Here is a 24,113-nt window from a genome sequence, read left to right on the forward strand (position 1 = left end):
ATGCCGCCTGCGGACGCAAGGTCGGTCATCATTTTCGCGATGGAGACCACGATGGGCCTGATCCGCTTTCTCGCAATGCCGACCAATCAAGCGCGCGCGTTCCAGCGCGGTGAGCCGGACGCTTACGGCCATGCGCCGGAGCAAAAGACATCGGATGGCTCGGGCATTCCGTGCCGGCACTGCCTGCGCCATGTCGAGGCGGGGCAGGATTATCTGGTGCTGGCATACCGCCCGTTTTCGACGCTTCAACCTTACGCCGAAACCGGACCTGTCTTCCTTCACGCCGACGAATGCGAGCGGGCGCCTGAAGGCGACGTCCTGTCGCCGATGTTCCGCGCGACGCCGGACTATATCCTGCGCGGCTACGGTCCTGATGATCGGATCGTCTATGGAACGGGTGGGGTGATCCCGACGCACAAGATCTGCGGTCGCGCGCACGAACTGTTCGAGCGGGACGACGTCGCCTACATCCACATGCGCTCGGCGCGCAACAATTGCTACCAGTTGCGCATCGAGCGGGACGAGGCTCCGGCGACTTCCTCTCCCGCAGCGTAAAATGCACGGCGGGAGAGAAGACGAATGACGTCTACTGGCCCTGCTGGCGGTAGGCTTCGATCGCTTGCGTGACGAGGGCGCGCGCGGTTTCGGCTGTGTCGAAGCCGCCGAGTTCCACGACCTTGCGCCCTTCGGGCAACTGCTTGTAGACGCGGAAGAAGGCTTCGAGGCGATCACGCTCGATGGCCGGCAGATCTTCCAGCGTCTGGATGGCGTCATAGGTCGGGTCGATGTCGGTGGTCGGCACGGCCACGATCTTGTCGTCCTGCTCACCGCCATCGATCATCTTGAGCACGCCCACGGCGCGGACGCGAATGATGGCGCCCGGAACGATCGGCTCGCGGGAATAGACGATTGCGTCGAGCGGATCGCCATCGCCGCCGAGCGAGCTCGGGATGGAGCCGTAATTCGCGGGATAGACGACCGGCATCGACTGGTAGCGGTCGACGATGATGTGTCCCGTCTCGGCATCGATCTCGTACTTCGTCATGCTGCCCTGGGGGATTTCGATGACGGTGAAGAACTCGGCCGTGTCCTCCGGCTGCGGATAGGCGAAGGGCGAGACGTATTCCTGCGCGCCGGCAAGGGCAGGGAGGGCGATGGAAAACGCTGCGGCGAGCATACTGGGGCGGGAAATGGTCATTCGGGTTCCTTTGAAATTCGTGAACCCGGACGCGTTACAAGCTGCGCTTGAAGCGCGTGTGACACTTCATGGGGACAAAAAAGGCCCGCCGGTGATGAGACCGGCGGGCCATGTCGCGCGGGAGGATGCGCGAATCGGAAACGGCCGTCAGGCGGCGAGCACGACTTTCGGCTCCGCCATCTCGTAGCCCAGCGCTTCGGCCACGGCACGGTTGGTGATGCGGCCCTTGTGGACGTTGAGGCCGTTGCGCAGATGGGCGTCGTCGAGGATCGCCTTGATGCCACGGTTTGCCAGTTGCAGGCCGTAATGCAGCGTGGCGTTGTTGAGTGCGTGCGCCGAGGTCACCGGCACCGCGCCCGGCATATTGGCGACGCAGTAATGGATCACGCCATCGACTTCGTAGGTCGGGTCCGCATGGGTCGTGGCATGGCTGGTCTCGAAGCATCCGCCCTGGTCGATCGCGACATCGACGAGGACCGCGCCCTTCTTCATGCCCGACAGCATCTCGCGGCTGACCAGCTTCGGCGCTGCCGCGCCAGGGATCAGCACGGCACCGACGATGACATCGGCGGAGAAACACTCGTCCTCGAGCGCCTCGACCGTCGAATAGCGCGTGTGGACGCGGCCGTTGAAGATGTCGTCGAGCTGGCGCAGGCGCGGGATCGAGCGATCGATGATGGTGACGTCCGCGCCGAGGCCAACGGCCATCTTCGCCGCATGCAGGCCGACAACGCCGCCGCCGATGACGGCAACCTTGCCCGGCAGAACGCCCGGCACGCCGCCGAGAAGCACGCCACGTCCGCCATTGGCCTTCTGAAGCGCGGTTGCGCCGGCCTGGATGGCAAGGCGTCCGGCGACTTCGGACATGGGCGCGAGAAGCGGCAGCCCGCCGCGATCGTCCGTGACCGTCTCATAGGCCATCGCCGTGACACCGGAATTGACGAGGCCCTTGGTCTGTTCCGGATCGGGAGCGAGGTGGAGGTAGGTGTAGAGGATCTGGCCTTCGCGCAACTGGGCCCATTCGCCGGGCTGCGGTTCCTTGACCTTCACGATCATGTCGGAGCGGGTGAACACTTCGGCCGCGGTTTTGGCGATCTGGGCGCCGGCGGCCATGTAGGCGGCATCGTCGGCGCCGATGCCGGCACCGGCACCGGTTTCGACCAGAACGTCATGACCATGCGCGACATATTCGCGAACGGAGCCCGGTGTCAGGCCGACACGGTATTCGTGGTTCTTGATTTCCTTCGGGCAGCCGACGCGCATGGACGCTCCTCCTCATCGTCGATCAGTTTCGCACAGTAACGCATGGGTAACACGGCATGCGCCGAACGTGTTTGCGTATCGGGCTGTGCGAAGGCGTCGAAACCGCATATGGTTGCGTTCAAAGGGTCAAAATTCGAAGGAAACAGCGTCTATGCCGCTCGACAGGATCGATATCGCCATTCTCGAAGCGCTTCAGAAGGACGGTCGCATGTCGAATGCGGCCCTGGCCGAGAAGGTCGGGCTGTCGCAATCGGCCTGTTCGCGCCGTCTGGACGGGCTGGAGAAGGACGGCGTGATCCGCGGCTACCACGCGCGTCTGTCGAATGCGGCTCTCGGGCACAAGATGACGGCGATCGTGCATATCTCGCTGTCGGGGCAGTTCGAAAAGACGCTGAGCGAGTTCGAGGCGGCGGTTAGGCGCTGCCCGAACGTTTTGTCCTGCCATCTGATGTCGGGCGAATATGACTACATCGTCCGCATCGCCGCGCGCGATCTGGAGGACTACGAGCGCATCCACAAGGAGTGGCTGACGGCGATGCCGCACGTGACCAAGATCAACTCGTCCTTTGCGTTGAGAGAGGTGATCGACCGGACGAATATCGGCATGAAGCCGGAGATGGCGTGAGGCGCTGGATGGGCAGTCAAAAGTGCCGGTAATTTGACCGGGTGTGATTTAAGAATTACACTCAGGAATGATCCGGCTTAAGCAAACCGAGACTTTCCGCAAATGGGAGCGAAAACTCAAGGATCGGAATGCGAGGGCAATGATCGCGGCTCGCCTATTCCGTCTCGCCAATGGCCTTGCCGGAGATGCGTCGCCGGTCGGTTCGGGAATCAGTGAGCTTCGAATTCACTATGGCCCCGGCTATCGCATCTACTTTCAGCGGCGAGGCGAGGAAATCATTGTTTTGCTTTGCGGCGGCGACAAAGGCACGCAAGACCGAGACATCAGAGCAGCGATCCAACTCGCCGCCGAATGGGACGACTAGAATGGCAGAAAAGCTCTACGACTATGATCCCGCCGAGGCGCTGAAGTCCGATGAGGCGATCGAGATTTTTCTCGGCGACGCATTCGAAACCGGCGACGCGCGCTACATTGCAAAGGCGCTTGGCGTCGTTGCCCGCGTCAAGGGCATGACGAAGATCGCGCGTGAAACGGGACTTGCGCGCGAGCAGCTTTACAAATCGCTCAGCGAGAATGGCAATCCGACGCTCGAAACCACTTTGGCGGTGATGAAGGCGATAGGCTTCGAGATGACGGGCAAGCGGCACGCTGCCTGAGACGTCTAAAGTGCGACGGTCAAACCGCTACGCGTCTCCTCGTTATGTCACAGCGCTGTTACGATAAATTGCTGGACTGGCGGGGTGTCAGGGGCAAGACTTGCGCGTCTCAGGCCACGACGAGATCGCCCCCAGACGGAGAACCCTCATGACCGCGATGATCCCGCCCATGTCACGACGCACCTTCCTGGCGGGGTCCGCCGCCACCGGGGCCTTTATCGTGCTGCACCCGTTTTCGGCGCGTGCCCAGGCGAATCAGGCGCATCTGCGCATCATGGAAACGACGGATCTGCACGTTCACGTCTATCCGTACGACTATTACGGCGACAAGCCGAACGACACGATGGGTCTGTCGCGGACGGCATCGATCATCGATCAGATCCGCGACGAGGCGACCAACGCCATGCTGGTCGACAATGGCGACTTCCTTCAGGGCAACCCGATGGGCGACTACATCGCCTATGAGCGCGGCATGAAGGCGGGCGACGTCCATCCGGTGATCAAGGCGATGAACGTGCTCGGCTACGACGCGTCGACGCTGGGCAATCACGAGTTCAGTTACGGCCTCGACTTCATGATGAACACGATCGCGGGCGCCGACTTCCCCGTCGTCTGTGCGAACGTGACCAAGGGCGAACTGGCCGCAAGCGCCCGCGACGACGATCTGTTCCTCAAGCCTTATGTCATCGTGGACAAGATGCTGCAGGACGGCGCCGGGTCCGACCACCAGATCCGCATCGGCCTCATCGGCTTCGTCCCGCCGCAGATCATGAGCTGGGATTCGCGCCATCTCGTCGGCAAGGCGGCGGCGCGCGACATCGTCAAGTCGGCCGAGGCCTGGGTGCCGCAGATGAAGGAGGAGGGCGCGGATATCATCATCGCGCTGTCCCACTCGGGCATGGGCACGCCGAAATATGAGGAGAACCTCGAAAACGCATCAATCCTTCTGGCGGGGATCGAGGGCATCGACGCGATCGTCACCGGCCACAGCCATCTCGATTTTCCGGGCCCGAAATTCGACGGCGTCGAAGGCCTCGACAACGGCGCCGGCACGATCGGCGGCAAGCCGGCCGTCATGGGCGGCTTCTGGGGTTCGCATCTCGGCCTGATCGACCTGATGCTGGAGCGCGACGGAAATGCATGGCGCGTGGTCGGTTCGACCAGCGAGGCGCGCCCGATCTCGCAGCGCGTCGACGGCAAGACTTCTGCGCTGGTCGAGAGCAAGCCGGAGGTGGAGGCCGCGGCTAAGGAAGAGCACGAGGCGACGCTCGCCTATGTGCGCACGCCCGTCGGCAAGACGTCCGCGCCGCTGCATTCCTATTTCGCATTGGTCGCCGACGATCCTTCGGTGCAGATCGTGAGCCAGGCGCAGATCTGGTACATCACCGACATGCTGAAGGAGACGGAGTACAAGGATTTGCCGGTTCTGTCGGCTGCCGCGCCCTTCAAGGCCGGCGGACGTGGCGGGCCGGACTATTACACGGACGTGCCGGCGGGCGATGTCGCGATCAGGAACGTCGCCGACCTCTACCTCTATCCGAACACAGTGCAGGCGGTTGCGATCACCGGTACGCAGGTGAAGGAATGGCTGGAGATGTCGTCCGGCATCTTCAACCAGGTCAACCCCGGCAAGGCCGACCAGGTGCTGATCAATCCCGGATTCCCGTCCTACAATTTCGACGTCATCGACGGCGTGACCTACAAGATCGACCTCTCGAAACCGGCGAAATACGACAGCGAAGGCGCGGTCATCAACGCCGATTCGAACCGGATCGTCGATCTCATGTTCGACGGCCAGCCGATCGATCCGCAAGCGCGTTTCGTCGTCGCCACGAACAATTATCGCGCCGGCGGCGGCGGCGGTTTCCCGGACATCGATGCCTCCAAGCTGATCTTCGAGGCGCCGGACACCAACCGCGACGTCATCGTGCGCTACATCGTGGAACAGGGAACGATCAACCCATCGGCCGACGCCAACTGGACGTTTGCGCCGGTCGAAGGAGCGACCGTCATCTTCGAGACCGGACCGAAAGCCGAGACGTTCATTGCCGACGTGAAGGGCGTGACGATCGAGGCGGCAGGCGAGGGCGCGGAAGGCTTCTCAAAGTACCGCATCACGCTGTAACATCGCTCTGCCGGCCTGTGTGAAGAGCCGGATGGAGGACAGAGGATGGCGCTCGATCCGGTGACGCTTGCGATCGTGGCGGGCACGTTCCTGCTGGCAGGGCTGGTGAAGGGGGTCATCGGCCTCGGCCTGCCGACCGTCAGCCTCGCGCTCCTCACCGCGACGATGGGCTTGCCGCAGGCGATGGCCCTGCTGCTGGTGCCGTCCTTTGTGACGAATGTCTGGCAGGCGCTTGTCGGCGGAAACTTTCGCGCCATTACCATGCGCATATGGCCGTTTCTCGTGATGGCCACCGTCACCGTATGGATCGGCGCGCTGGCCCTGACGCGGCTCGACGTGTCGATCCTGTCGGCAATGCTCGGGTGTCTGCTGATCGTCTACGCTGTCGTCAATCTCGCCGGCATCCGGATCGCGGTTCCCGCTCGTCATGAAGTGTGGGCCGGGCCGGTGATCGGGGCGACCAACGGCGTTCTGACGGGAATGACCGGCTCCTTCGTCGTGCCGGGCGTCATGTTCCTGCAGGCGATCGGTCTGCCGCGCGACATGCTGGTTCAGGCGATGGGCATGCTGTTTGCCCTGTCGACGCTGGCTCTCGCCATCGCGTTGGGCGGAAGCGGGCTCCTGAGCGCCGATCTCGGCTGGACCTCGGCGCTTGCCGTCGTGCCGGCCATCGGCGGGATGATGTTGGGTCAGGCCGTACGCGGACGGCTGTCGGAAACGATGTTCCGCCGCGTCTTTTTCATCGGCATCCTGCTGATGGGGCTCTACATCGTCGCCGGCGCGCTTTGACGCCGCCAAACCAGCCTCAGGCCTTATAGACTACCTGCCGCACGTCGATATATTCGGCGCGGAAGCCTGCCTCGCAATAGTGCAGGTAGAACTCCCACAGCCGCCTGAACCGGTCGTCGAAACCAAGTGGGACGATCTTTTCCCACGAGCCCCAGAAGCGGGTCCGCCATTCGGCGAGCGTGCGCGCATAATCCTGCGGGAAGATTCGTTCGCGCGCGAAGGTCAGGCCCTGATCGGCGCCGAGGCGCTTGAGGATCGACGGCGTCGGCAGCATGCCGCCCGGAAACACATAGCGCTGGATGAAGTCGGGCCGCGCGCGATAGCGCGGATAGGCGTCTTCCTTGATGGTGATGATCTGCAAACCGGCCGTCCCACCCGCCTTGAGGCAATCCTTCACCTTGCCGAAGAACACCGGCCAGTAGCGCTCGCCCACCGCCTCGAACATCTCGATCGATGCGACGCGGTCGTATTTGCCGGTTTCGTCGCGATAGTCCTGGAACTTGATGTCGACGAGGTCCGACAGGCCGGCCTTCTGGATGCGTGCCCTGGCGAAGTCGTGCTGCTCGCGGCTGATCGTCAGGCCGGTCACCTTGCAGCCGATCTCGCGCGCGGCGAATTCGGCGAATCCGCCCCATCCGCATCCGATCTCGAGCACATGGTCGCCCTGACCTATATTGGTATCCTGCGCCAGCGCACGGTATTTCGCGGTCTGCGCGCTCTCCAGATCGTTCGCGCCGGTCGAGTAGAGCGCCGACGAATAGGTCATCGTCGGGTCGAGCCACTGCTTGTAGAAAGCGTTGCCCAGATCGTAATGGGCGGAAATGTTCTTCTTCGAGCCGGAGCGCGTGTTCTCGTTCAGCCAGTGTCGGAGGCGCTGGATCGTGGTGAGCAGCCAGTTCGCACCGCCTGCGACCGTCTCGCCGGCGTCTTCGTTGACGACGAACAGTTCCAGGAACGAGGTGACGTCGGGGCTTTCCCAATCGCCGTCCATGTAGGATTCCGCAACGCCGATCGTCGCGCCGGAAAACGCGCGACCGGGCAGGTTCCAGTTCTTCAGGATGATCTCCGCGTCGGGGCCGGGACCCGTGCCGCCGACCTTGAGGGCGAGGCCCTCCGGCGTTCTGACCGTCAGCGATCCGCGCGGGATTTCCATGGCGACGGACAGCATCATGCGCGCCCGCGCCGGCAATGCCCTCGTCGCCTCTGAAAAATTCTCGCGGTTCAGATGTATCACGTCGGCGCCGTTGGAGACCGACTTGTCGTGTTCCGTCTTCCCAATACCTGTCATCGTGCCAACCGCCCCTCCGGACAAGCCTCGTTCAGGATCATTCGCCTGGCACGAACGCGCCTGCTTCATCGCGGTAGCGCGCGGTCTTCGGCGCCGGCGGGCTGCGATGGACGCGCGCTCCCTTCACCCAGAGCCTCCTCGGCTCGCGGTGAATGCCTGCGACAATCTTCCACGTCATCAGGGGGAACTTCAAGAGGCAGACGGCTAACGACCGATCGTCCAGATGCGAGGCGTGGCCGATGAAGGGCGCCGGCAGCAGCGATTCGCCTCGTTCCGTCTCGTGGATGCGCAGGCAGGGAGCAGAATCGGACTGAACACGTGACCGAGGATGCGGGGGGAGGCGAGCAGCAGGATGCGATCCGCGCGTTCGGACCGGCCTGCCGCAATCAGGGGGCGGTGAACACGCGCACGTGCGAAGCGTCAGGCAACACGTTCGCGTCGCGGTCCGCGCGCCGCGTGTTCAGCCGAGACCGCGGGAACTGCATCCAATACGTGTTCGACATCGCGCCGCGTCAGGCCGATCGTGAATCGGTAGGTCGAGCCGTCAGAATGATACCCTGTCGCCACGATGGACAGCATCAGGACGCCATCTTCCAGATCGAGATCGGTACTTGCAACGGGACGGTTGAATATTTCCCGGCGCCTGCCCGGACGCTTGGCCGGCTCAACGACAACATACATGCTTGCTCCGTAGGATCGACAACGATCTGGCCACAATAGGCACCACGCAGCCCCGCACATCATGCAATTGAATGATGGACACGCCAAAAGACCGATGCGCAGGCTGAGATGCGCTGCGCCATGTCTCGGGATTTTCGGAAAAAGTGGCTCCCCGGGCCGGATTCGAACCAGCGACCAACCGGTTAACAGCCGGTTGCTCTACCACTGAGCTACCGGGGAACAGCTGCTCGTGTGAACGTGGCTGCCTATAGCAAACAGTATTCCGGTTTGCAAAGCGCCTTTCGTCGATTTTTTGCGATGGCATGTGTACGACTTATGGCGTTTGCATAGTGCGCGCATCATATGTCGCACCCCCGGTGCGTGGTCAGGTACGTTGTGACCCGGCGATCATGGATGATGGAAACGGCAAGACGATGAACGAAACGGACGATTTTCGCGAGCAGCCGACGCGCAGCATCACGATTCTGGGCCGAACATTCGTGATGCCGCGCTCGCGCCTGTGGCGGATCGTCATCGGCGTCCTGCTGCTGATCGGCGGAATTTTGGGATTCCTGCCGATCCTGGGGTTTTGGATGATTCCCCTCGGCCTGGTCGTGCTGTCCTATGAATTCGCCATGGTCCGGCGCTGGCGCCGGCGCTCGGAAGTCTGGTGGGGCAACAAGCGCGGCCGGCGGCGCAACCGAGGCGAGTGACTGCCATCCGGGCAGAACGGTCGCGCCGAAAGGGTGACGCCCATCGTTACCTCTCTGGAACGATGTCGAAGGAAAGTTTTGCGAAAGGAGCCGGGCGGCTTGACGGCAATTTTGCCGCAACCTATTGAGGCGCCATAGAACGCCCTGTGCGATGAGGCCTCGTGGCGGAGTGGTTACGCAGAGGACTGCAAATCCTTGCACCCCGGTTCGATTCCGGGCGAGGCCTCCATCATTTTCAGAGCGATCTTTCCATGAAGCGCGCGCCGCTGGCGCGGGGCGGGTGATGCATGACGGCTGATTTCCACGAACTACGCGTCAAGATGGTCGATGGCCAGGTTCGCACGACGGACGTGACCGACGCCGCAATCATCGATGCGATGCTGAGCGTGCCGCGCGAAGAGTTCGTTCCGGCTGGCCGTCGTCTTCTTGCCTATATCGACGAGGACGTCGAGATCGCGGCAGCCGGGGATGGCCGCCCCGCGCGATACCTGATGGAGCCGTCGCCCTTTGCCAAGCTGATTCAGCTCGCCAAGATTCGTCCCGGCGACTTCGTGCTGGATGTCGGCTGCGGCGCCGGATATTCGAGCGCCGTGCTGTCGCGCATGGCAAGTTTCGTCGTGGCGCTGGAAAGCGACGCAGCCCTCGCCGCACAGGCCAATACGGCGCTGTCGGGCCATGGCTATGAGAACGTCGCGGTCGTCGAAGGGCCGCTGGCCGAGGGGCATGCAGCCGAAGCGCCCTACGACGTCATCGTGCTGGAAGGCGCCGTTGACGCCGTGTCGCAGGCGCTGCTCGACCAGCTCAAGGATGGCGGGCGTCTTGTCGCCATCGTGGGTGAAGGAAATCCTGGCCGGGCGACGCTGTACGTGAAGGAAGAGGGGCTCGTGTCGAGCCGCCATGCCTTCGATGCCTCTGTAAAGCCGCTCGCAGAGTTCCGTCGCGCCGCCGCATTCCATTTCTGATTCCGGTGAGTAAAAAGTCCTGAATTGTTACCAATGTGTAACGGTACCCCGCGGCGAATTGGTGTAGCGTCCGCCGCGAAGGGTGTGGTGCTGGCCTCGGCAGTGCCATGTGGAGGGGATTGCACGCCGGTTTCCGGCATGATTTGATTCGGTTGGGTTGCATCAAGGCAAGTCACATCGAGATGCATATGAGGTGGTCGTGTCTTTCGTTCGCAATCGTCTAGTCGCAGCGCTGCTCATGTCCGGAGCCATGCTGGCCTCGCCGTCGGCGATGGCGGAATCGATCCATGGTGCCCTGGCAAAGGCTTATTCCAACAATTCCAGCCTGAACTCGGCCCGTGCCGGTGTTCGCGTGACCGATGAGGGTGTCGCGATCGCGAAGTCGGGCTGGCGGCCGGTCATCGGTGCGACGGGCAGCTTGAACTACCAGACGCAGTCCGGTGTCGAAATCACCACGGGGTCGTTCGGCGTCCAGATCCAGCAGTCGCTGTTCGACGGGTTCCAGACGCTGAACAATGTCCGATCCGCCGAATCGCGCGTCTTCGCTTCCAACGAAAGCCTGCGCAATACCGAGCAGAATATTCTCTTCAATGCCGCCTCGGCCTATGTCGATGTGCTGCGCGACCGCCAGATCGCTGTGTTTCGCGAGCGCAATCTGGACTTCCTCGGCGAGCAGGTGCGTGCGGCCAACTCGCGCTTCGAAGTGGGTGAAGGCACCCGCACCGACGTGGCGCAGTCGCAGGCCCAGCAGGCAGCGGCAGTCGCCCAGTTGAGCGCGGCGCGCGCACAGGTGCAGGTCAGCGAAGCGCTGTACCGCCAGATCGTCGGCGATGCGCCGGGCCGTCTCGAAGGCGCGAGGCCGCTTGGGCGTTTGCTCCCGAACAGCATCGAGGCCGCCTTTGGGATCGGCCTCGTGGAACACCCCGTCATCAAGGCAAACCAGCATCTGGTCGATGCGGCCGCGTTTCAGGTGAAGGCAACGGAAGGCACGCTTCTGCCGCAGGTCAGCGCTCAGGCCGGCGTGTCGCGAAGCTTCCGTGATTCGAACCTGCCTGGCGTGGGCGGCGGCACCAGTTCGCAGGACGGCACGACGGATCAGGCTTCGGTCGGTCTCAACCTGACGATCCCGATCTATCAGGGCGGCCGCGTGTCGGCGCAGGTTCGCCAGTCGAAGGAAACCCTCGGCCAGGCGCGCATCGAAGTCGACGTGGCGCGTGACACGGTGCGGCAGGCGATCACGGCCGCGTGGACGCAGTACATTGCAGGCCAGCAGGTCGTCTCGGCGAACCGCGAGCTCGTTTCTGCCGCCCAGCTTGCGCTGAACGGCGTCAGCGAAGAGCGCAATGTGGGCCAGCGCACCACGCTTGACGTCCTGAACGCGCAGGCCGACGTGATTGCTGCGCAGATCAATCTCGCCTCCGCAGAGCGTGACGTCATCGCCGCGAGCTATGCGATCCTCTCGTCGATCGGCTATCTGACGCCGCAGCGCCTCGGCCTCAATGTCGAGGTCTATCGCGTCGAAGAGCATTACGACGCCGTCAAGGACAAGTGGATCGGCCTCAAGACCCCGGACGGACGCTGAGCCCGGACGGGCAGCGCCACCGGCGCCGCCAAACTTGTGCGAAAGCTGCGTCTGTTCTCGGCGGGGGATTCTCTCGATACGCCATGTCGTCTAGCCTGATGCATGATTCGGTCGATGTACGGGGCATCGGCGGGACCGGAAATCGGGTCACATGAGGCGGCGGACGTGACAATGGGACAGACTGGCAGCGCACAGCGGGAACCTTCCATGGAGGAGATTCTCGCTTCGATCCGACGGATCATTGAGGACAGCGACACCGTCCAGCAGCCCGGCGCTGAAGATTTGGCCAAACTCGATGCCGAGCCCGCCGCAGTTGGCGTGGACGATATGCCGCCTGAGAGCGAAATCGAGGCGTTTCGCGCCGAACTCGACGACGTGGAGATCAATCCGGAGCCGGCCCGACCATCCATGTCTATGGCCGATATCCAGGCATCGGTCGCGGTTGTACCACCCGTCACGCCCGAGCCGAAGGCTGCCGAAATCCATGCCTTCAACACCGCGTCGAAGCCGGACTTCGGCTCATATCAATCGACGCTTGAAAACGAGCGCGACGCGCCCGAATCACTTCCCGAAGACGCGCCATTCGACGCGCGCGTCGAGCCGGTATTCGTCGCTGAGAAGCCGGCCCCCGCGCCATCGGCCGGAGACGCGCGCTCGGCCATCATATCCGACCAGACGGGGCGTCAGGTCGCGGCCGCGTTCGGCGAGTTGTCCGAAGCCTTTGCCGCGAGCCGCCGCCGCTCCTTCGACGAGATGGCCGAGGAGATGCTGCGTCCGATGCTGCAGGACTGGCTCGACAACAATCTTCCGACGCTGGTGGAAAAGCTGGTGCGCGAGGAAATCGAGCGCGTCGCACGCGGCGGGCAGGGCTGAACCGCGCTACGCGAGCGTGATGTCCGTCCTGGGGAAATCATCCCCCTTGCACAAAAGGGGGATATCCAGGGTTTTGGCGCAGGCATAGGCGAAGCAGTCGCCCATATTCAAAGCTGCCGAGTGATGCCCTTTACCGAAGAGCCGGGATGCGCGCAGTGCTTCGCGGCCGATCACATCGTCGATGCTGACCGTTTCCAACCGAAACCGGGTTAGGAGATGGCGAACCATTTCCTCCGTGTTGTCCAACGGGATGTCGGCTTTCCGATGCAAGCCTCTCACTGCCTCCCAAATGCTGATGGCGGAGACATAAATAGTGTTCGCGCTTGCCATTCGGCCGAATAGTGATTCCCAGCCAGGTTCTTTCGCTATGATGGCTATGATGGCCGACGCATCGACGAACATCAGAGATCGCCGCTCAGTTCGTCAAAAAAAGCTTTGTCGGCTTCATTTCCTGTCTTGGGGTATTTGGCGAACTCATCCTGCAACGCCTTGATCTTCTCGATCAGCGGAATTCCTTCTTCCGAACGACGCAGTTCATTCTCGATCGCCTCGCGAATGGTTTCCGTCAAACCCTTGCCCCTGAGTTCGGCCAAGCGGCGCACGGCGGCGTCAGTTGCTTTGTCTCGTATGGAGAGAGCCATGGTGCGTGCCCTTATATACGTTGCTTTTACATTGTATATACGCTCTTGCCGGCGCGGATCAACCGCCCCAGTTGACTCGGCACGACCCATCCGGTTTACACCGGCCCACGAATTCCCTGAGATTGCGGACGTTTTCCATGCTCGAGAAGACCTACGATTCCAACGCGGTCGAACCCCGGATCGCCAAAGCCTGGGAGGATGCGGACGCGTTCGCCGCCGGCGCCGGATCGAAGCCGGGCGCCGAGGCGTTCACGATCGTGATCCCGCCGCCGAACGTTACCGGCTCGCTGCATATGGGCCATGCGCTCAACAACACGCTGCAGGACATTCTGGTCCGCTTCGAGCGCATGCGCGGCAAGAACGTGCTGTGGCAGCCGGGCATGGATCATGCCGGCATCGCGACCCAGATGGTCGTCGAGCGCAAATTGACCGAGCAGCAGATCCATCGCCGTGACCTCACGCGCGAGCAGTTCATCGACAAGGTCTGGGAGTGGAAGTCCGAATCGGGCGGCATGATCTTCAACCAGTTGAAGCGGCTGGGTGCGTCCTGCGATTGGGGCCGCGAGCGCTTCACCATGGACGAGGGCCTGTCCGAAGCCGTTCTCGAGGTCTTCGTCACGCTCTACGAGCAGGGGCTGATCTACAAGGACAAGCGCCTCGTCAACTGGGACCCCAAGCTTCTCACCGCGATCTCGGACCTTGAGGTCGAGCAGGTCGAGATGAACGGAAATCTCTGGCATTTCCGCTATCCCATCGAAGGCAAGACCTACGATCCGCTCGACCCGTCGACCTACGTCACGGTTGCGACGACGCGGCCGGAAACGATGCTGGGCGATACCGGCGTCGCAGTGCACCCGGAGGATGAGCGCTATACGGCGCTCGTCGGCACGAATGTCGTCCTCCCGATCGTCGGCCGCAAGATTCCGATCGTCGCCGACGACTATTCCGATCCCGAAAAGGGCACGGGCGCGGTCAAGATGACGCCGGCCCACGATTTTAACGATTTCGAGGTCGGCAAGCGCCATCATCTGCGCATGGTGAGCATCCTCAACCAGGATGCGACCATCAACATCCTCGACAATGACGACTTTCTCGAAGGCGTCGAGGCGACGGATTTGCGTCAGGCCGTCTGGGCGCAGCTTCACGGGCTGGATCGATTCGAGGCGCGCAAGCTGATCGTGCAGATCATGGAAGAGGGCGGCTACCTAGACAAGGTCGAGCCGCACCGGCACGCCGTGCCGCATGGCGACCGCGGCGGCGTGCCGATCGAGCCTTTCCTGACCGACCAGTGGTATGTCGACGCCAAGACGCTCGCCCAGCCGGCGATTGCCAGCGTCCGCGAGGGCCGCACGAACTTCGTCCCGAAGAACTGGGAGAAGACCTATTTCGAGTGGATGGAGAACATCCAGCCCTGGTGCGTGTCGCGCCAATTGTGGTGGGGCCACCAGATTCCGGCCTGGTACGGCCCGGACGGCCACGTCTTCGTCGCGCGCAGCGAGAAGGAAGCGCTGGACGTCGCGGTCGAGTATTATCTCGCCGTCGACACGCCGTGGAAGGCGTGGGTCGAGGAGAAATTGGAGAACTTCGAGCCGGGCGAAATCCTGACCCGTGACGAGGATGTTCTGGACACCTGGTTCTCGTCCGCTCTCTGGCCGTTTTCGACGCTGGGCTGGCCGCAAAAGACCAAGGAACTCGACACCTACTACCAGACCGACGTTCTGGTGACCGGCTTCGACATCATCTTCTTCTGGGTTGCCCGCATGATGATGATGGGCCTCCACTTCATGAAGGAGGAGCCGTTCCACACCGTCTACGTGCATGCGCTGGTTCGCGACAAGAACGGCGCCAAGATGTCGAAGTCCAAGGGCAACGTCATCGACCCGCTGGAACTGGTCGACGAATACGGGGCCGACGCGCTGCGCTTCACGCTGTCGATCATGGCGGCACAAGGGCGCGACGTGAAGCTCGATCCCGCGCGCGTGGCGGGCTATCGCAACTTCGGAACCAAGCTCTGGAACGCGACGCGGTTCGGCGAGATGAACGGCGTGGCGCATGACGCCAACTTCCGCCCCGAGAACGCGAAGCTCACGGTCAACCGCTGGATCCTGACGGAATTGTCGCGTGCGACCGCGCAGGTCACCGACGGCATAACGAGCTATCGGTTCAACGAGGCTGCGGGCGCCGCATATCGCTTCGTCTGGAATCTCGTCTGCGACTGGTATGTCGAGTTGCTGAAGCCCGTCTTTAATGGCGAGGACGAGGCGGGAAAGGCCGAAAGCCGTGCGTGCATGGCCTATGTGCTCGACGAGATTTACAAGCTGCTGCATCCGATGATGCCGTTCATGACCGAGGAGCTCTGGGCACAGACAGCCGGCGGCGGCGTGATCCGCGAAACGCTGCTGTGCCACGCGGACTGGCCGATGCCCGATTTCGAGGACGCGGAAGCCGCTGCCGAAATCAACTGGCTCGTCGATCTCGTCACCGGCATTCGTTCGGTGCGGTCCGAGATGAACGTGCCTGCCGCCGCGATCGCGCCTCTGGTGCTGGTGGGGGCGAATGCCATGACGCGCGAACGCGTCGCGCGGCACGATCCGGCAATTCGCAGGCTGGCGCGCATCGGCGAGGTCGGCTTCGACACAGCCGCGCCCAGGGGCTCCGCGCAATTGGTGCTCGGAGAGGCGACAGCATGCCTGCCGCTCGGCGACCTCATCGACCTCAAGGCCGAGGAGGCGCGTCTGTCCAAGGATCTCGCCAAGAATGCGGACGAGATGGCGCGCATCGACAAGAAGCTCGCCAACCCGAACTTTGTCGCCAAGGCAGCGGAGGATGTCGTGGCGGCAGAGCGCGAAAAGCTGGCGGAGTTCGCGGAAGCGCGCACGCGGCTGGAGACGGCGCTGGCACGGGTTCGCGACGCGGGCTGATACGGTTTTGAGACGGGTGAATCAGAAGCGTCGGCGAAAGCCGGCGCTTTTTCCGTGATGGGCTATCGGCTTACCGCTTTCGAGGGTGGTCGGCAGGGGTGACCGAAGTCGGATGGCTGAGTTTCAAGACCCCGCGCCACATTTTCAGGCAATTGTTGCCACAATGTTACAATCAAAAATAATGCAATCCTATCAATGATTTGCATCTCTTTTCCGATTCAAGTTGGTAACGAATTGGGCGCTTTCGACAAAAATGTCTGTCGGCGCGGCGTTCATCCGTAAAAAAACCGCTTCTCGTATGGCAGCGAAGCAGGCACCTTCCTCCGTGGTTGTGCCGAGGTGAGCGGCACGGGGAGAAACTTCATGACACATTTCCACATTCGCGCGGTTCTGGTTGGTGCGGCGATCGCTGTAACCGTGACCTCTGCGGCGCAGGCCGGTGGCTTCGGCCGCGGCACAGCCGACACGGACATCCTGTTCGAACCCGGTAATTTCGCCGCACGCGCCGGCGTGACCTTCGTAAACCCGAGCCGTAAATTCTCGGCGCATCCGGTTCCGGGCCTTGTCGGCAAGGATTATACGGAAAGCTATGTGATACCGTCGGTCGCGTTCAAAGCGCAGCTTTTCGATCCGCTGAGCTGCGCGGGAACCTACACCCAGCCTTATGGCGGCAACGTCAATTATGAGGGACGTCTCACGCCTGGCAAGCTGACCGAAAAGTTCCGTGTCGACGAATATGCGCTGACCTGCGCGGTGAAGTTCGGAGTCGGACCGGGCAATTTCTACATTCTCGGCGGCGCATTCGCGGAGCGTTTCGAATATGATCGCGTCAATTCGGTCATCCCGGGTGTCGCGAACGCGGATCTCGCGCTGAGCGGCAGCGACTACGGCTACCGTCTCGGTATTGCCTACGACGTGCCGGAAATCGCGCTGCGTACGCAGTTGCTCTATCGCTCCAGCACGTCCTATGGCGCCGACGGCAACTTTTCCATCCCGCTGTTGGGCGTTTCGGCCGATGCGTTCGGGACGGGCAACCTGCCACAGAGCCTTGAGTTCAAGGTGCAGAGCGGCATCGCTCCCGGTTGGCTCGCATTCGGTTCGGTCAAGTGGACCGACTGGAGCGTGCAGCAAGCCCTGGTCGTCTCCGTGCCTGGCTTCCCGCCCGCCAACAGCGAAGACACCTACAACTGGAAGGATGGCTGGACGGTTACCGGTGGTGTCGGTCACGCCTTCAACGACCGCATTTCCGGTCTTGTAAGCCTCTCCTGGGACAAGGGCGTGAACACCGGCTGGGATCATTCCAGCGACACGTGGACCGCCGCCCTCGGCGGATCGGTCAAGGACACGTGGGGCGGTGAGTTCCGCGGCGGCGTCGGCGTATCCTACCTGACCTCGGCAACCCAGGAATTCGGCGACAACGCGGGCAGCGTGGTCGATTCCGGTTGGGCCTATGCGCTCAACGTCGGCTACAAGCTGAGCTTCTGATCGCAGGCATCGTTCAAACCGACCATAATTTGAGACAGGGCCCGATCGTCGATCGGGCCCTTTTCTATTGCGCGGAGGCCTGAATTCACCGCAATTGCGGGTTTATCGCGCGATCCGCCTTGAATTTTGCGCCGAGATGCCTCATCTTCCCGCGCAGTCACCCGGGCCGGGCCCCTCTGACAGACGAGGCGTCGTCTGTGATGTCGGACCGATCGACGACGCGCGGACGCAGCGCTACCGAAAATCCAAAAACATGTTTGACCATGAATGGCTCTGGCCTGGATTCCTGGCGTTCGTCGCCTTGATCCTTTTCTTCGACCTGTTCGTCCTTCACAGGAAGGACCACGTCATCTCCACCCGTGAGGCGCTTCTTACGGTTGGCGGCTATGTCTCGCTTGCGATGCTTTTCGCCGCGAGCATCTTCTACTTCGAGGGGCAGCAGCGCGGCTCCGAATTCCTGACCGGCTACCTTGTCGAGCAGGCTCTGTCGCTGGACAATATCTTCGTCATCGCCTTGATCTTCTCCTACTTCAAGGTGCCGGCGGAGGCGCAATATCGCGTCCTCTTCTACGGCATTGTCGGCGCGATCGTGATGCGCCTGTCGCTCATCGTCCCCGGCGTCAAACTGGTCGACCAGTTCTGGTGGGTGGGCGCGCTGCTCGGCATCGTGCTGCTCGTCTCCGGCTACAAGATGATGATGTCGGATGGCGACATGGCCGATCCGGGCAACAGCCGCGTCGTGAAGTGGCTGCGCTCGACCGGTCGCGTGACCGAGGATTACGAGGGCTCGAAGTTCCTCACGCGGCGCAATGGCGTGTTGTTCATGACACCCTTGTTCCTGGTGTTGATCACGGTCGAGATCACCGATCTGGTGTTCGCGGTCGACTCGATCCCGGCCGTGCTCGCGATCTCGAACGACCCGTTCATCGTCTTCTCGTCGAACGTGTTCGCGATCATGGGCCTGCGTGCCTTGTTCTTCGTGTTGTCGGGCATGATGCGTGAGTTCAGGTTCCTCAAGCACGGCCTGTCGCTGGTCCTGATCTTCGTCGGCTTCAAGATGCTGGTCCAGCATTGGTACAAGCTGCCGTCCGAGATCGCGCTTGGCGTGGTCGGTCTGCTCATCCTCGGATCGGTCCTTCTGTCGATCATCATCAAGGATGAAGATCAGGGCAAAACCCCCGAAGAGGTGGCCGATCTCGAGCGCAAGGCCCATGCGGCCGAGGGCCCGGAGAGCTAAGAGACCGACAATCCGGCGGCGCGGCAAACGCGCTCGCGCCGTCAGAGTTCCTTAACCACACAAGCCGCGCTCCCCCGGGAGTGCGGCTTGTTGCGTTTTGGCAACACTTTCTGAACAACCCATCCGCTATACAGGAGGGGCAAATGAAATGCCCACTTCCCGCCATAAACCCGGCGCACCTCGAAGGTCTCTTGGAGCAGGCGCCGGATAAAGCGCAAAAAACGAGACAACAGCCGCACCGTTTGCGGCAGGGATGATGATGGACGCACGCGCGATCTCGAAGGCAAAGCTGCCAAGCCGTCATGTGACGGTCGGGCCTGCACGCGCGCCGCATCGCTCCTATCTCTATGCCATGGGCCTCTCGCAGCAGGAGATCGCGCAGCCGCTGGTCGGCGTCGCGTCTTGCTGGAACGAGGCTGCGCCCTGCAACATCTCATTGATGCGCCAGGCGCAGGTTGTGAAGAAGGGCGTCGCCGCCGCAAACGGCACGCCGCGCGAATTCTGCACCATCACCGTCACCGACGGCATCGCCATGGGCCACCAGGGCATGAAGGCGTCTCTGGTGTCGCGTGACGTCATCGCCGACTCGGTCGAGCTGACCATGCGCGGCCATTGCTACGATGCGCTCGTCGGCCTTGCCGGCTGCGACAAGTCGCTACCCGGCATGATGATGGCGATGGTCCGTCTCAACGTGCCGTCGATCTTCATCTATGGCGGCTCCATTCTTCCGGGCACCTATCGTGGCCGCCAGATCACGGTTCAGGACGTCTTCGAGGCCGTCGGCCAGCATTCGGTCGGTTCGATCTCGGACGAGGATCTGCTCGAAGTCGAGATGGCGGCATGCCCGTCCGCGGGTTCCTGCGGCGCGCAGTTCACCGCCAACACGATGGCGACCGTCGCCGAGGCGATCGGTCTGGCGCTGCCCTATTCCTGCGGCGCGCCGGCACCCTATGAGATGCGCGACCGGTTCAATTTCGCGACCGGCGAGAAGATCATGGAACTGGTGGCGAAGAACATCCGCCCCCGTGACATCGTCACGCTGAAGGCACTCGAGAATGCCGCGGCTGTGGTCTCCGCGACCGGCGGGTCCACCAACGGCGCGCTGCACCTCCCGGCCATCGCGCACGAGGCGGGCATCAAGTTCGACCTGTTCGACGTTGCCGCGATCTTCGAGAAGACGCCCTACATCGCCGACCTGAAGCCGGGCGGCAAATATGTCGCGAAGGACATGTTCGAGGCTGGCGGCATCCCGCTTCTGATGAAGACGATGCTCGACCACGGCTATCTGCACGGCGACTGCATGACGGTCACGGGCCGTACCATCGCCGAGAACCTTGAAAAAGTCGCCTGGAACGACGGTCAGGACGTCATCCGCCCCGCCAACAACCCCATCACCGTGACCGGCGGCGTCGTGGGGCTGAAAGGCAACCTTGCGACCGAAGGCGCGATCGTGAAGGTCGCCGGCATGTCGACACTCGCCTTCACCGGCCCGGCGCGCTGCTTCGATTCGGAAGAAGAGTGCTTTGAGGCGGTGAGCAACCGCGATTATGCCGAAGGCGACGTGCTCGTGATCCGCTACGAGGGCCCCAAGGGTGGCCCCGGCATGCGCGAAATGCTGTCCACGACCGCCGCGCTATACGGGCAGGGGGCGGGCAGCAAGGTGGCACTCATCACGGACGGACGCTTTTCCGGTGCCACGCGCGGCTTCTGCATCGGGCATGTCGGTCCCGAGGCAGCCGTTGGCGGCCCCATCGCGCTGCTCCGCGACGGCGACATGATTTCGATCGATGCCAACAAGGGCACGATCGACGTCGCGCTGAGCGACGAGGAACTGGCGGCCCGCCGCAAGGATTGGAAACCGCGCGAGACCGACTACCAGTCGGGCGCGATATGGAAATATGCCCAGACGGTCGGGCCGGCCCGCGACGGCGCCGTGACCCATCCCGGTGGCGCGAAAGAAACGCACTGCTATGCAGATATCTGAGGTCGTCAGGGCAGGCTTGTTGACTGCGGTCGCCGCCGGCGCGCTCGGCGTCGCGGTGCCGTCGGCGCACGCCCTCGACCAGTCGGTCATCGGCACTCCGCAGGAGCAACGCAGCCCGTGGGCGGTGTTCCGCTTCGGCTTCTCCGCCTACAAGAGCGGCCACAAGGAGCAGGCTGTCGAGGCCTACAAATATGCGGCCGAGAACGGCCAGCTCGGCGCTCGCTGGAAGCTTGCGCGCATGTATGCCGAGGGTGATGGCGTCGCGCGCAACGACTACGAGGCGTTCAAGTTCTTCCAGGAGATCGCGGCGCAGGATGTCGAGCCCGGCTCGCCGGACGAGAGCTATGTCGCCGACGCCTTGGTCGCATTGGGCGGCTATGCCCGCACCGGCATTCCGGACTCGCCGATACAGGCCAATCCGGCGGCCGCGCAGGATTACTACATGCGTGCGGCCGCGACCTACCGCAACCCGAATGCCCAGTACGAAGTCGGCAAGATGTTCCTCCACGGCGAGGGCGGGATGAAGGCGAGCCTCCAGCAGGCCGCGCGCTGGTTCCAGCTTTCCGCCGAGAAGGGCCATGCGGGCGCCCAGGCGACGCTTGGAAACCTGCTGTTCCAGAGCGGCAAAGCCGTGCGTGGACTGGCCATGATGACCGCCGCGCTCGAACGCGCCCAGCCATCCGACAAGGGGTGGATACGCGGCATGCAGGAAGAGGCCTTCGCGCTCGCCGGCGAAGCCGATCGCCGTACCGCGATCGCGCTGGCTCAGGACATGATCGCCAAAGGCAACTGAGGTTTTCGGGGCATTTCCGTCGAAAGCCTCAGTGCGACAGCCTCTCCCGCGATGAATCTCAATTCAGCGACAGCACCGCGATCGTCGGGACGTGATCCGACGGCTTTTCCCATGCGCGCACATGCTTCTCGATCGAGGCGGATGTGAGCTTGCCGGCGGCCTCGGGCGACAGCATGAGGTGATCGATGCGGATGCCGTTGTTCTTCTGCCAGGCGCCGGCCTGATAATCCCAGAACGTGAATGTGTCGCCGGCGTCGGTGGTGGCGCGGATCGCGTCGGTGAGGCCGAGGTTTTCCAGCCGCCGGAACGCCTGTCGCGTCTCGGGCACGAAGAGGGCATCGTTGATCCACTGTTCGGGATGCCTGGCATCGATCGCTTCGGGGATGACGTTGTAGTCGCCGGCGAGCACCAGCGGTTCCTCCAGCGCCAGCCGCTCGGCAGCCCATCGCTCCAGCCGCGCCATCCAGCGCAGCTTGTAGCCGAACTTGCGGTCCTCATCGACCGGATTGCCGTTGGGGAGGTAGAGCGAGACGACGCGGATCACGCCCGTCCCGGTCGAGAACACGCCCTCAATGAAGCGCGCCTGCTCGTCCTCGTCGTCTCCCGGCAGGCCGCGATTGATCTCATCCGGCTTCTGTTTCGACAGGATGGCGACGCCGTTGAAGCCTTTCTGGCCATGCGTCTCGACATGATAGCCGAGCGCCTCGATCTCCAGTCTCGGAAATCCTTCGTCGACCGACTTGATCTCCTGAAGGCACGCGATGTCCGGCTGGCTTTCCTTGAGCCAGTGCACGAGGTTCTCGATGCGTGCCTTGACGCCGTTGATGTTCCAGGTCGCGATCTTCATGCTGTCGAGCCTCGGCGTCGATGTGGTCGAGCGTCTTTTCGCACAATCTTGAGCGGCTGCGAAGAACGTTAGACACGATGCGACGCCATTCCTGCCATCGAGAATGGCCAACCATGAAAAAGGGCCCCGCTTGCGGCGGAGCCCTTCTCGATTGCTGTCGTGGTGAGCCTACTGGTTGAAACCGGGCCACTCGCGCCTGATCTCACGCAGCGCTTCGCGCTCGCTGCGATTCGGCCGGGCCTGCTGGGGACGATCGTCGCGGCGGACCTCGCGCGGGTTATCGCGTCTGTCGTCGCGCCTGTCGACACGATCGTCCCTGCGGTCGTCACGGCGGTCCTGCCGGTATTCGCGGCGATCATCGCGATTGTCCTGACGCCATTCACGGCGGTCGTCCCGCCCGTCCCGACGCCAGTCGCGACGATCATCGCGCGCTTCGCGTCGCCAGTCGCGACGATCCTCCCGATAGTCGCGGCGGACTTCGCGTGGGGCCGGACGATAGCTGGGGCGGTCGAGATAGCGGTCGTTGTACCAGGAACGGCCGCGATAATAGCGGTCGTGGTAGGTATAGGCGTCGAAGCCGACCACAGGCACGCCGATCGAGATGCCGACGCTGGTCATCGGTCGGTTATAGTAATCGCCGCCCTCTCGGTAGGCGAGATAGTCGCCCGAAACCCAGCCGCGGTCGCCACCCCAGCTTATGTCGCACCAGTTGTACCCGGCGATGCAGCCGATGACCGAGACGGGGCTTCCGGCAGGGATCGTGTCGAAGCGCTGATAGGCCGAACCCGGCCCCGTGCGGACATTCAGATCAGTGGTCACGATGGCCGCCGTCGCGGCCGCTGCCACTCCCGGTACCAGCATCGCGCCGGCGAGGAGGGCTGCTCTAAGGGTGGTATTCAGCATGGATGTCTTCCTTCTTATCGCTCGCGCCAGGGGAGGCGAGCGCCACCGTCCCAGCGCGAGGAACCCCGCATGCGCACAATGGTTCCATCACACTGAAGGGAGCTTGAACCGTCCGTTCATCGCGCGTTCACAAACGCAACCGACAGCGGCGGGACACGCCGACCGAAGAAGATCCGATTCGTATAAAATGGCGGTCAGATCGAGAACGATGTCCCGCAGCCGCATGACGCAACGGCGTTCGGGTTCCTGATCTGGAAGGACTGGCCGATCAGGTCGTCGACGAAGTCGATCACGGAGCCGCCCATATAGATCAGCGACATGTCGTCGATCAGGACGGTCGCGCCGTCCTTTTCGATGGCGATATCATCGTCGTTGCGGGTGTCGGTCAGGTCCATCTTGTAGGAAAAACCGGAGCAGCCGCCGCCTTCGACCGCGACGCGCAGTGCAATCTTGCTCGGTTCGGCTGCGAGGATTTTCACGATCCGCTTCGCAGCGGACTCGCTCATCTCCACACCCTTCATTCCAGACTTGGCATCAACGCCCATGGCGGTCACCTTGCGTTCGCATA

25 protein-coding genes and 2 tRNA genes are annotated in these 24,113 nt (G+C 62.7%); 16 read left to right on the top strand and 11 right to left on the bottom strand.

What is annotated here, in order from left to right:
- Entirely contained in the window at nt 1-555 is a 555-nt protein-coding gene (locus AAFN55_RS09820; protein WP_347798664.1) for a DUF1203 domain-containing protein, read from the top strand.
- Nucleotides 556-586: 31 nt separating this feature from the next.
- Here AAFN55_RS09820 and AAFN55_RS09825 read toward each other — a convergent pair whose 3' ends face one another.
- Together AAFN55_RS09825 and ald are read right to left on the bottom strand one after the other, a co-directional pair.
- The gene (locus AAFN55_RS09825) at nt 587-1,198 is read right to left on the bottom strand and encodes an inorganic diphosphatase (RefSeq protein ID WP_347798665.1); all 612 of its coding nucleotides are present in this window, start codon (nt 1,196-1,198) and stop codon (nt 587-589) included.
- Nucleotides 1,199-1,345: 147 nt separating this feature from the next.
- On the bottom strand, nt 1,346-2,461 hold the full coding sequence (gene ald / locus AAFN55_RS09830) for an alanine dehydrogenase (RefSeq protein ID WP_347798666.1): 1,116 nt from the start codon (nt 2,459-2,461) through the stop codon (nt 1,346-1,348).
- Nucleotides 2,462-2,612: 151 nt separating this feature from the next.
- On the opposite strand from ald, the gene AAFN55_RS09835 reads away from it, so the two are divergent.
- The 5 genes from AAFN55_RS09835 to AAFN55_RS09855 all read left to right on the top strand — a co-directional run bounded on the left by AAFN55_RS09835 (nt 2,613) and on the right by AAFN55_RS09855 (nt 6,656).
- The gene (locus AAFN55_RS09835) at nt 2,613-3,086 is read left to right on the top strand and encodes an Lrp/AsnC family transcriptional regulator (RefSeq protein ID WP_347798667.1); all 474 of its coding nucleotides are present in this window, start codon (nt 2,613-2,615) and stop codon (nt 3,084-3,086) included.
- A 67-nt stretch (nt 3,087-3,153) separates the two neighbouring features.
- The gene (locus AAFN55_RS09840) at nt 3,154-3,450 is read left to right on the top strand and encodes a type II toxin-antitoxin system RelE/ParE family toxin (protein WP_347798668.1); all 297 of its coding nucleotides are present in this window, start codon (nt 3,154-3,156) and stop codon (nt 3,448-3,450) included.
- A 1-nt stretch (nt 3,451) separates the two neighbouring features.
- A complete protein-coding gene (locus tag AAFN55_RS09845; protein WP_347798669.1) occupies nt 3,452-3,742 on the top strand; it encodes an addiction module antidote protein in 291 nt (96 codons plus the stop codon).
- Nucleotides 3,743-3,890: 148 nt separating this feature from the next.
- The gene (locus tag AAFN55_RS09850) at nt 3,891-5,867 is read left to right on the top strand and encodes a bifunctional 2',3'-cyclic-nucleotide 2'-phosphodiesterase/3'-nucleotidase (protein ID WP_347798670.1); all 1,977 of its coding nucleotides are present in this window, start codon (nt 3,891-3,893) and stop codon (nt 5,865-5,867) included.
- A gap of 45 nt (nt 5,868-5,912) precedes the next feature.
- The gene (locus tag AAFN55_RS09855; RefSeq protein ID WP_347798671.1) at nt 5,913-6,656 is read left to right on the top strand and encodes a sulfite exporter TauE/SafE family protein; all 744 of its coding nucleotides are present in this window, start codon (nt 5,913-5,915) and stop codon (nt 6,654-6,656) included.
- A gap of 16 nt (nt 6,657-6,672) precedes the next feature.
- Here AAFN55_RS09855 and AAFN55_RS09860 read toward each other — a convergent pair whose 3' ends face one another.
- The 4 genes from AAFN55_RS09860 to AAFN55_RS09875 all read right to left on the bottom strand — a co-directional run bounded on the left by AAFN55_RS09860 (nt 6,673) and on the right by AAFN55_RS09875 (nt 8,844).
- Nucleotides 6,673-7,944, bottom strand: coding sequence for a cyclopropane-fatty-acyl-phospholipid synthase family protein (locus AAFN55_RS09860; protein WP_347798672.1), 1,272 nt, complete (start codon nt 7,942-7,944; stop codon nt 6,673-6,675).
- 37 nt (nt 7,945-7,981) lie between these two features.
- Complete coding sequence (locus AAFN55_RS09865) at nt 7,982-8,368, bottom strand: DUF1365 family protein (RefSeq protein ID WP_347800231.1); 387 nt, start codon at nt 8,366-8,368, stop codon at nt 7,982-7,984.
- Entirely contained in the window at nt 8,365-8,625 is a 261-nt protein-coding gene (locus tag AAFN55_RS09870; RefSeq protein WP_347798673.1) for a hypothetical protein, read from the bottom strand. Before AAFN55_RS09870 ends, AAFN55_RS09865 begins: the two co-directional genes overlap by 4 nt.
- Before the next feature lie 144 nt (nt 8,626-8,769).
- Nucleotides 8,770-8,844, bottom strand: a tRNA-Asn gene (locus tag AAFN55_RS09875).
- Between the two features lie 194 nt (nt 8,845-9,038).
- On the opposite strand from AAFN55_RS09875, the gene AAFN55_RS09880 reads away from it, so the two are divergent.
- The 5 genes from AAFN55_RS09880 to AAFN55_RS09900 all read left to right on the top strand — a co-directional run bounded on the left by AAFN55_RS09880 (nt 9,039) and on the right by AAFN55_RS09900 (nt 12,734).
- Nucleotides 9,039-9,317: a PGPGW domain-containing protein gene (locus tag AAFN55_RS09880; protein WP_347798674.1), complete on the top strand. Its 279-nt coding sequence runs from the start codon at nt 9,039-9,041 to the stop codon at nt 9,315-9,317.
- Nucleotides 9,318-9,472: 155 nt separating this feature from the next.
- Nucleotides 9,473-9,546 (top strand) — tRNA-Cys (locus AAFN55_RS09885).
- A 58-nt stretch (nt 9,547-9,604) separates the two neighbouring features.
- Entirely contained in the window at nt 9,605-10,279 is a 675-nt protein-coding gene (locus AAFN55_RS09890) for a protein-L-isoaspartate O-methyltransferase (RefSeq protein ID WP_347798675.1), read from the top strand.
- A gap of 199 nt (nt 10,280-10,478) precedes the next feature.
- Nucleotides 10,479-11,861, top strand: a complete 1,383-nt coding sequence (locus AAFN55_RS09895; RefSeq protein ID WP_347798676.1) for a TolC family outer membrane protein — start codon at nt 10,479-10,481, stop codon at nt 11,859-11,861.
- Nucleotides 11,862-12,068: 207 nt separating this feature from the next.
- Nucleotides 12,069-12,734, top strand: a complete 666-nt coding sequence (locus AAFN55_RS09900) for a PopZ family protein (protein ID WP_347798677.1) — start codon at nt 12,069-12,071, stop codon at nt 12,732-12,734.
- 6 nt (nt 12,735-12,740) lie between these two features.
- Here the strand turns inward: AAFN55_RS09900 and AAFN55_RS09905 are convergent, their stop codons facing one another.
- Nucleotides 12,741-13,136, bottom strand: a complete 396-nt coding sequence (locus AAFN55_RS09905; protein ID WP_347798678.1) for a type II toxin-antitoxin system VapC family toxin — start codon at nt 13,134-13,136, stop codon at nt 12,741-12,743.
- A complete protein-coding gene (locus AAFN55_RS09910; protein WP_347798679.1) occupies nt 13,136-13,375 on the bottom strand; it encodes a type II toxin-antitoxin system VapB family antitoxin in 240 nt (79 codons plus the stop codon). Before AAFN55_RS09910 ends, AAFN55_RS09905 begins: the two co-directional genes overlap by 1 nt.
- A gap of 137 nt (nt 13,376-13,512) precedes the next feature.
- Here AAFN55_RS09910 and AAFN55_RS09915 point away from each other — a divergent pair, with 137 nt between their 5' ends.
- The 5 genes from AAFN55_RS09915 to AAFN55_RS09935 all read left to right on the top strand — a co-directional run bounded on the left by AAFN55_RS09915 (nt 13,513) and on the right by AAFN55_RS09935 (nt 21,795).
- Complete coding sequence (locus AAFN55_RS09915; RefSeq protein WP_347798680.1) at nt 13,513-16,296, top strand: valine--tRNA ligase; 2,784 nt, start codon at nt 13,513-13,515, stop codon at nt 16,294-16,296.
- A 363-nt stretch (nt 16,297-16,659) separates the two neighbouring features.
- Entirely contained in the window at nt 16,660-17,781 is a 1,122-nt protein-coding gene (locus tag AAFN55_RS09920; protein WP_347798681.1) for an outer membrane protein transport protein, read from the top strand.
- Nucleotides 17,782-18,034: 253 nt separating this feature from the next.
- On the top strand, nt 18,035-19,018 hold the full coding sequence (locus AAFN55_RS09925; protein ID WP_347798682.1) for a TerC family protein: 984 nt from the start codon (nt 18,035-18,037) through the stop codon (nt 19,016-19,018).
- Between the two features lie 259 nt (nt 19,019-19,277).
- Entirely contained in the window at nt 19,278-21,002 is a 1,725-nt protein-coding gene (gene ilvD, locus AAFN55_RS09930; protein WP_347800232.1) for a dihydroxy-acid dehydratase, read from the top strand.
- Entirely contained in the window at nt 20,989-21,795 is an 807-nt protein-coding gene (locus AAFN55_RS09935) for a tetratricopeptide repeat protein (RefSeq protein ID WP_347798683.1), read from the top strand. The genes ilvD and AAFN55_RS09935 overlap by 14 nt, the downstream gene beginning before the upstream one ends.
- Before the next feature lie 58 nt (nt 21,796-21,853).
- Here AAFN55_RS09935 and xth read toward each other — a convergent pair whose 3' ends face one another.
- The 3 genes from xth to erpA all read right to left on the bottom strand — a co-directional run bounded on the left by xth (nt 21,854) and on the right by erpA (nt 24,090).
- Nucleotides 21,854-22,642 (bottom strand): exodeoxyribonuclease III, encoded by a 789-nt coding sequence (gene xth / locus AAFN55_RS09940; RefSeq protein ID WP_347798684.1) that lies wholly within the window; start codon nt 22,640-22,642, stop codon nt 21,854-21,856.
- A gap of 168 nt (nt 22,643-22,810) precedes the next feature.
- Nucleotides 22,811-23,545, bottom strand: coding sequence for an SH3 domain-containing protein (locus AAFN55_RS09945; RefSeq protein WP_347798685.1), 735 nt, complete (start codon nt 23,543-23,545; stop codon nt 22,811-22,813).
- A 194-nt stretch (nt 23,546-23,739) separates the two neighbouring features.
- The gene (erpA, locus tag AAFN55_RS09950; protein WP_347798686.1) at nt 23,740-24,090 is read right to left on the bottom strand and encodes an iron-sulfur cluster insertion protein ErpA; all 351 of its coding nucleotides are present in this window, start codon (nt 24,088-24,090) and stop codon (nt 23,740-23,742) included.
- Nucleotides 24,091-24,113 lie beyond the last annotated feature (23 nt).

Origin of the sequence: Mesorhizobium sp. CAU 1732, from assembly GCF_039888675.1 — a bacterium.
Taxonomy (GTDB): Bacteria; Pseudomonadota; Alphaproteobacteria; order Rhizobiales; family Rhizobiaceae; genus Aerobium.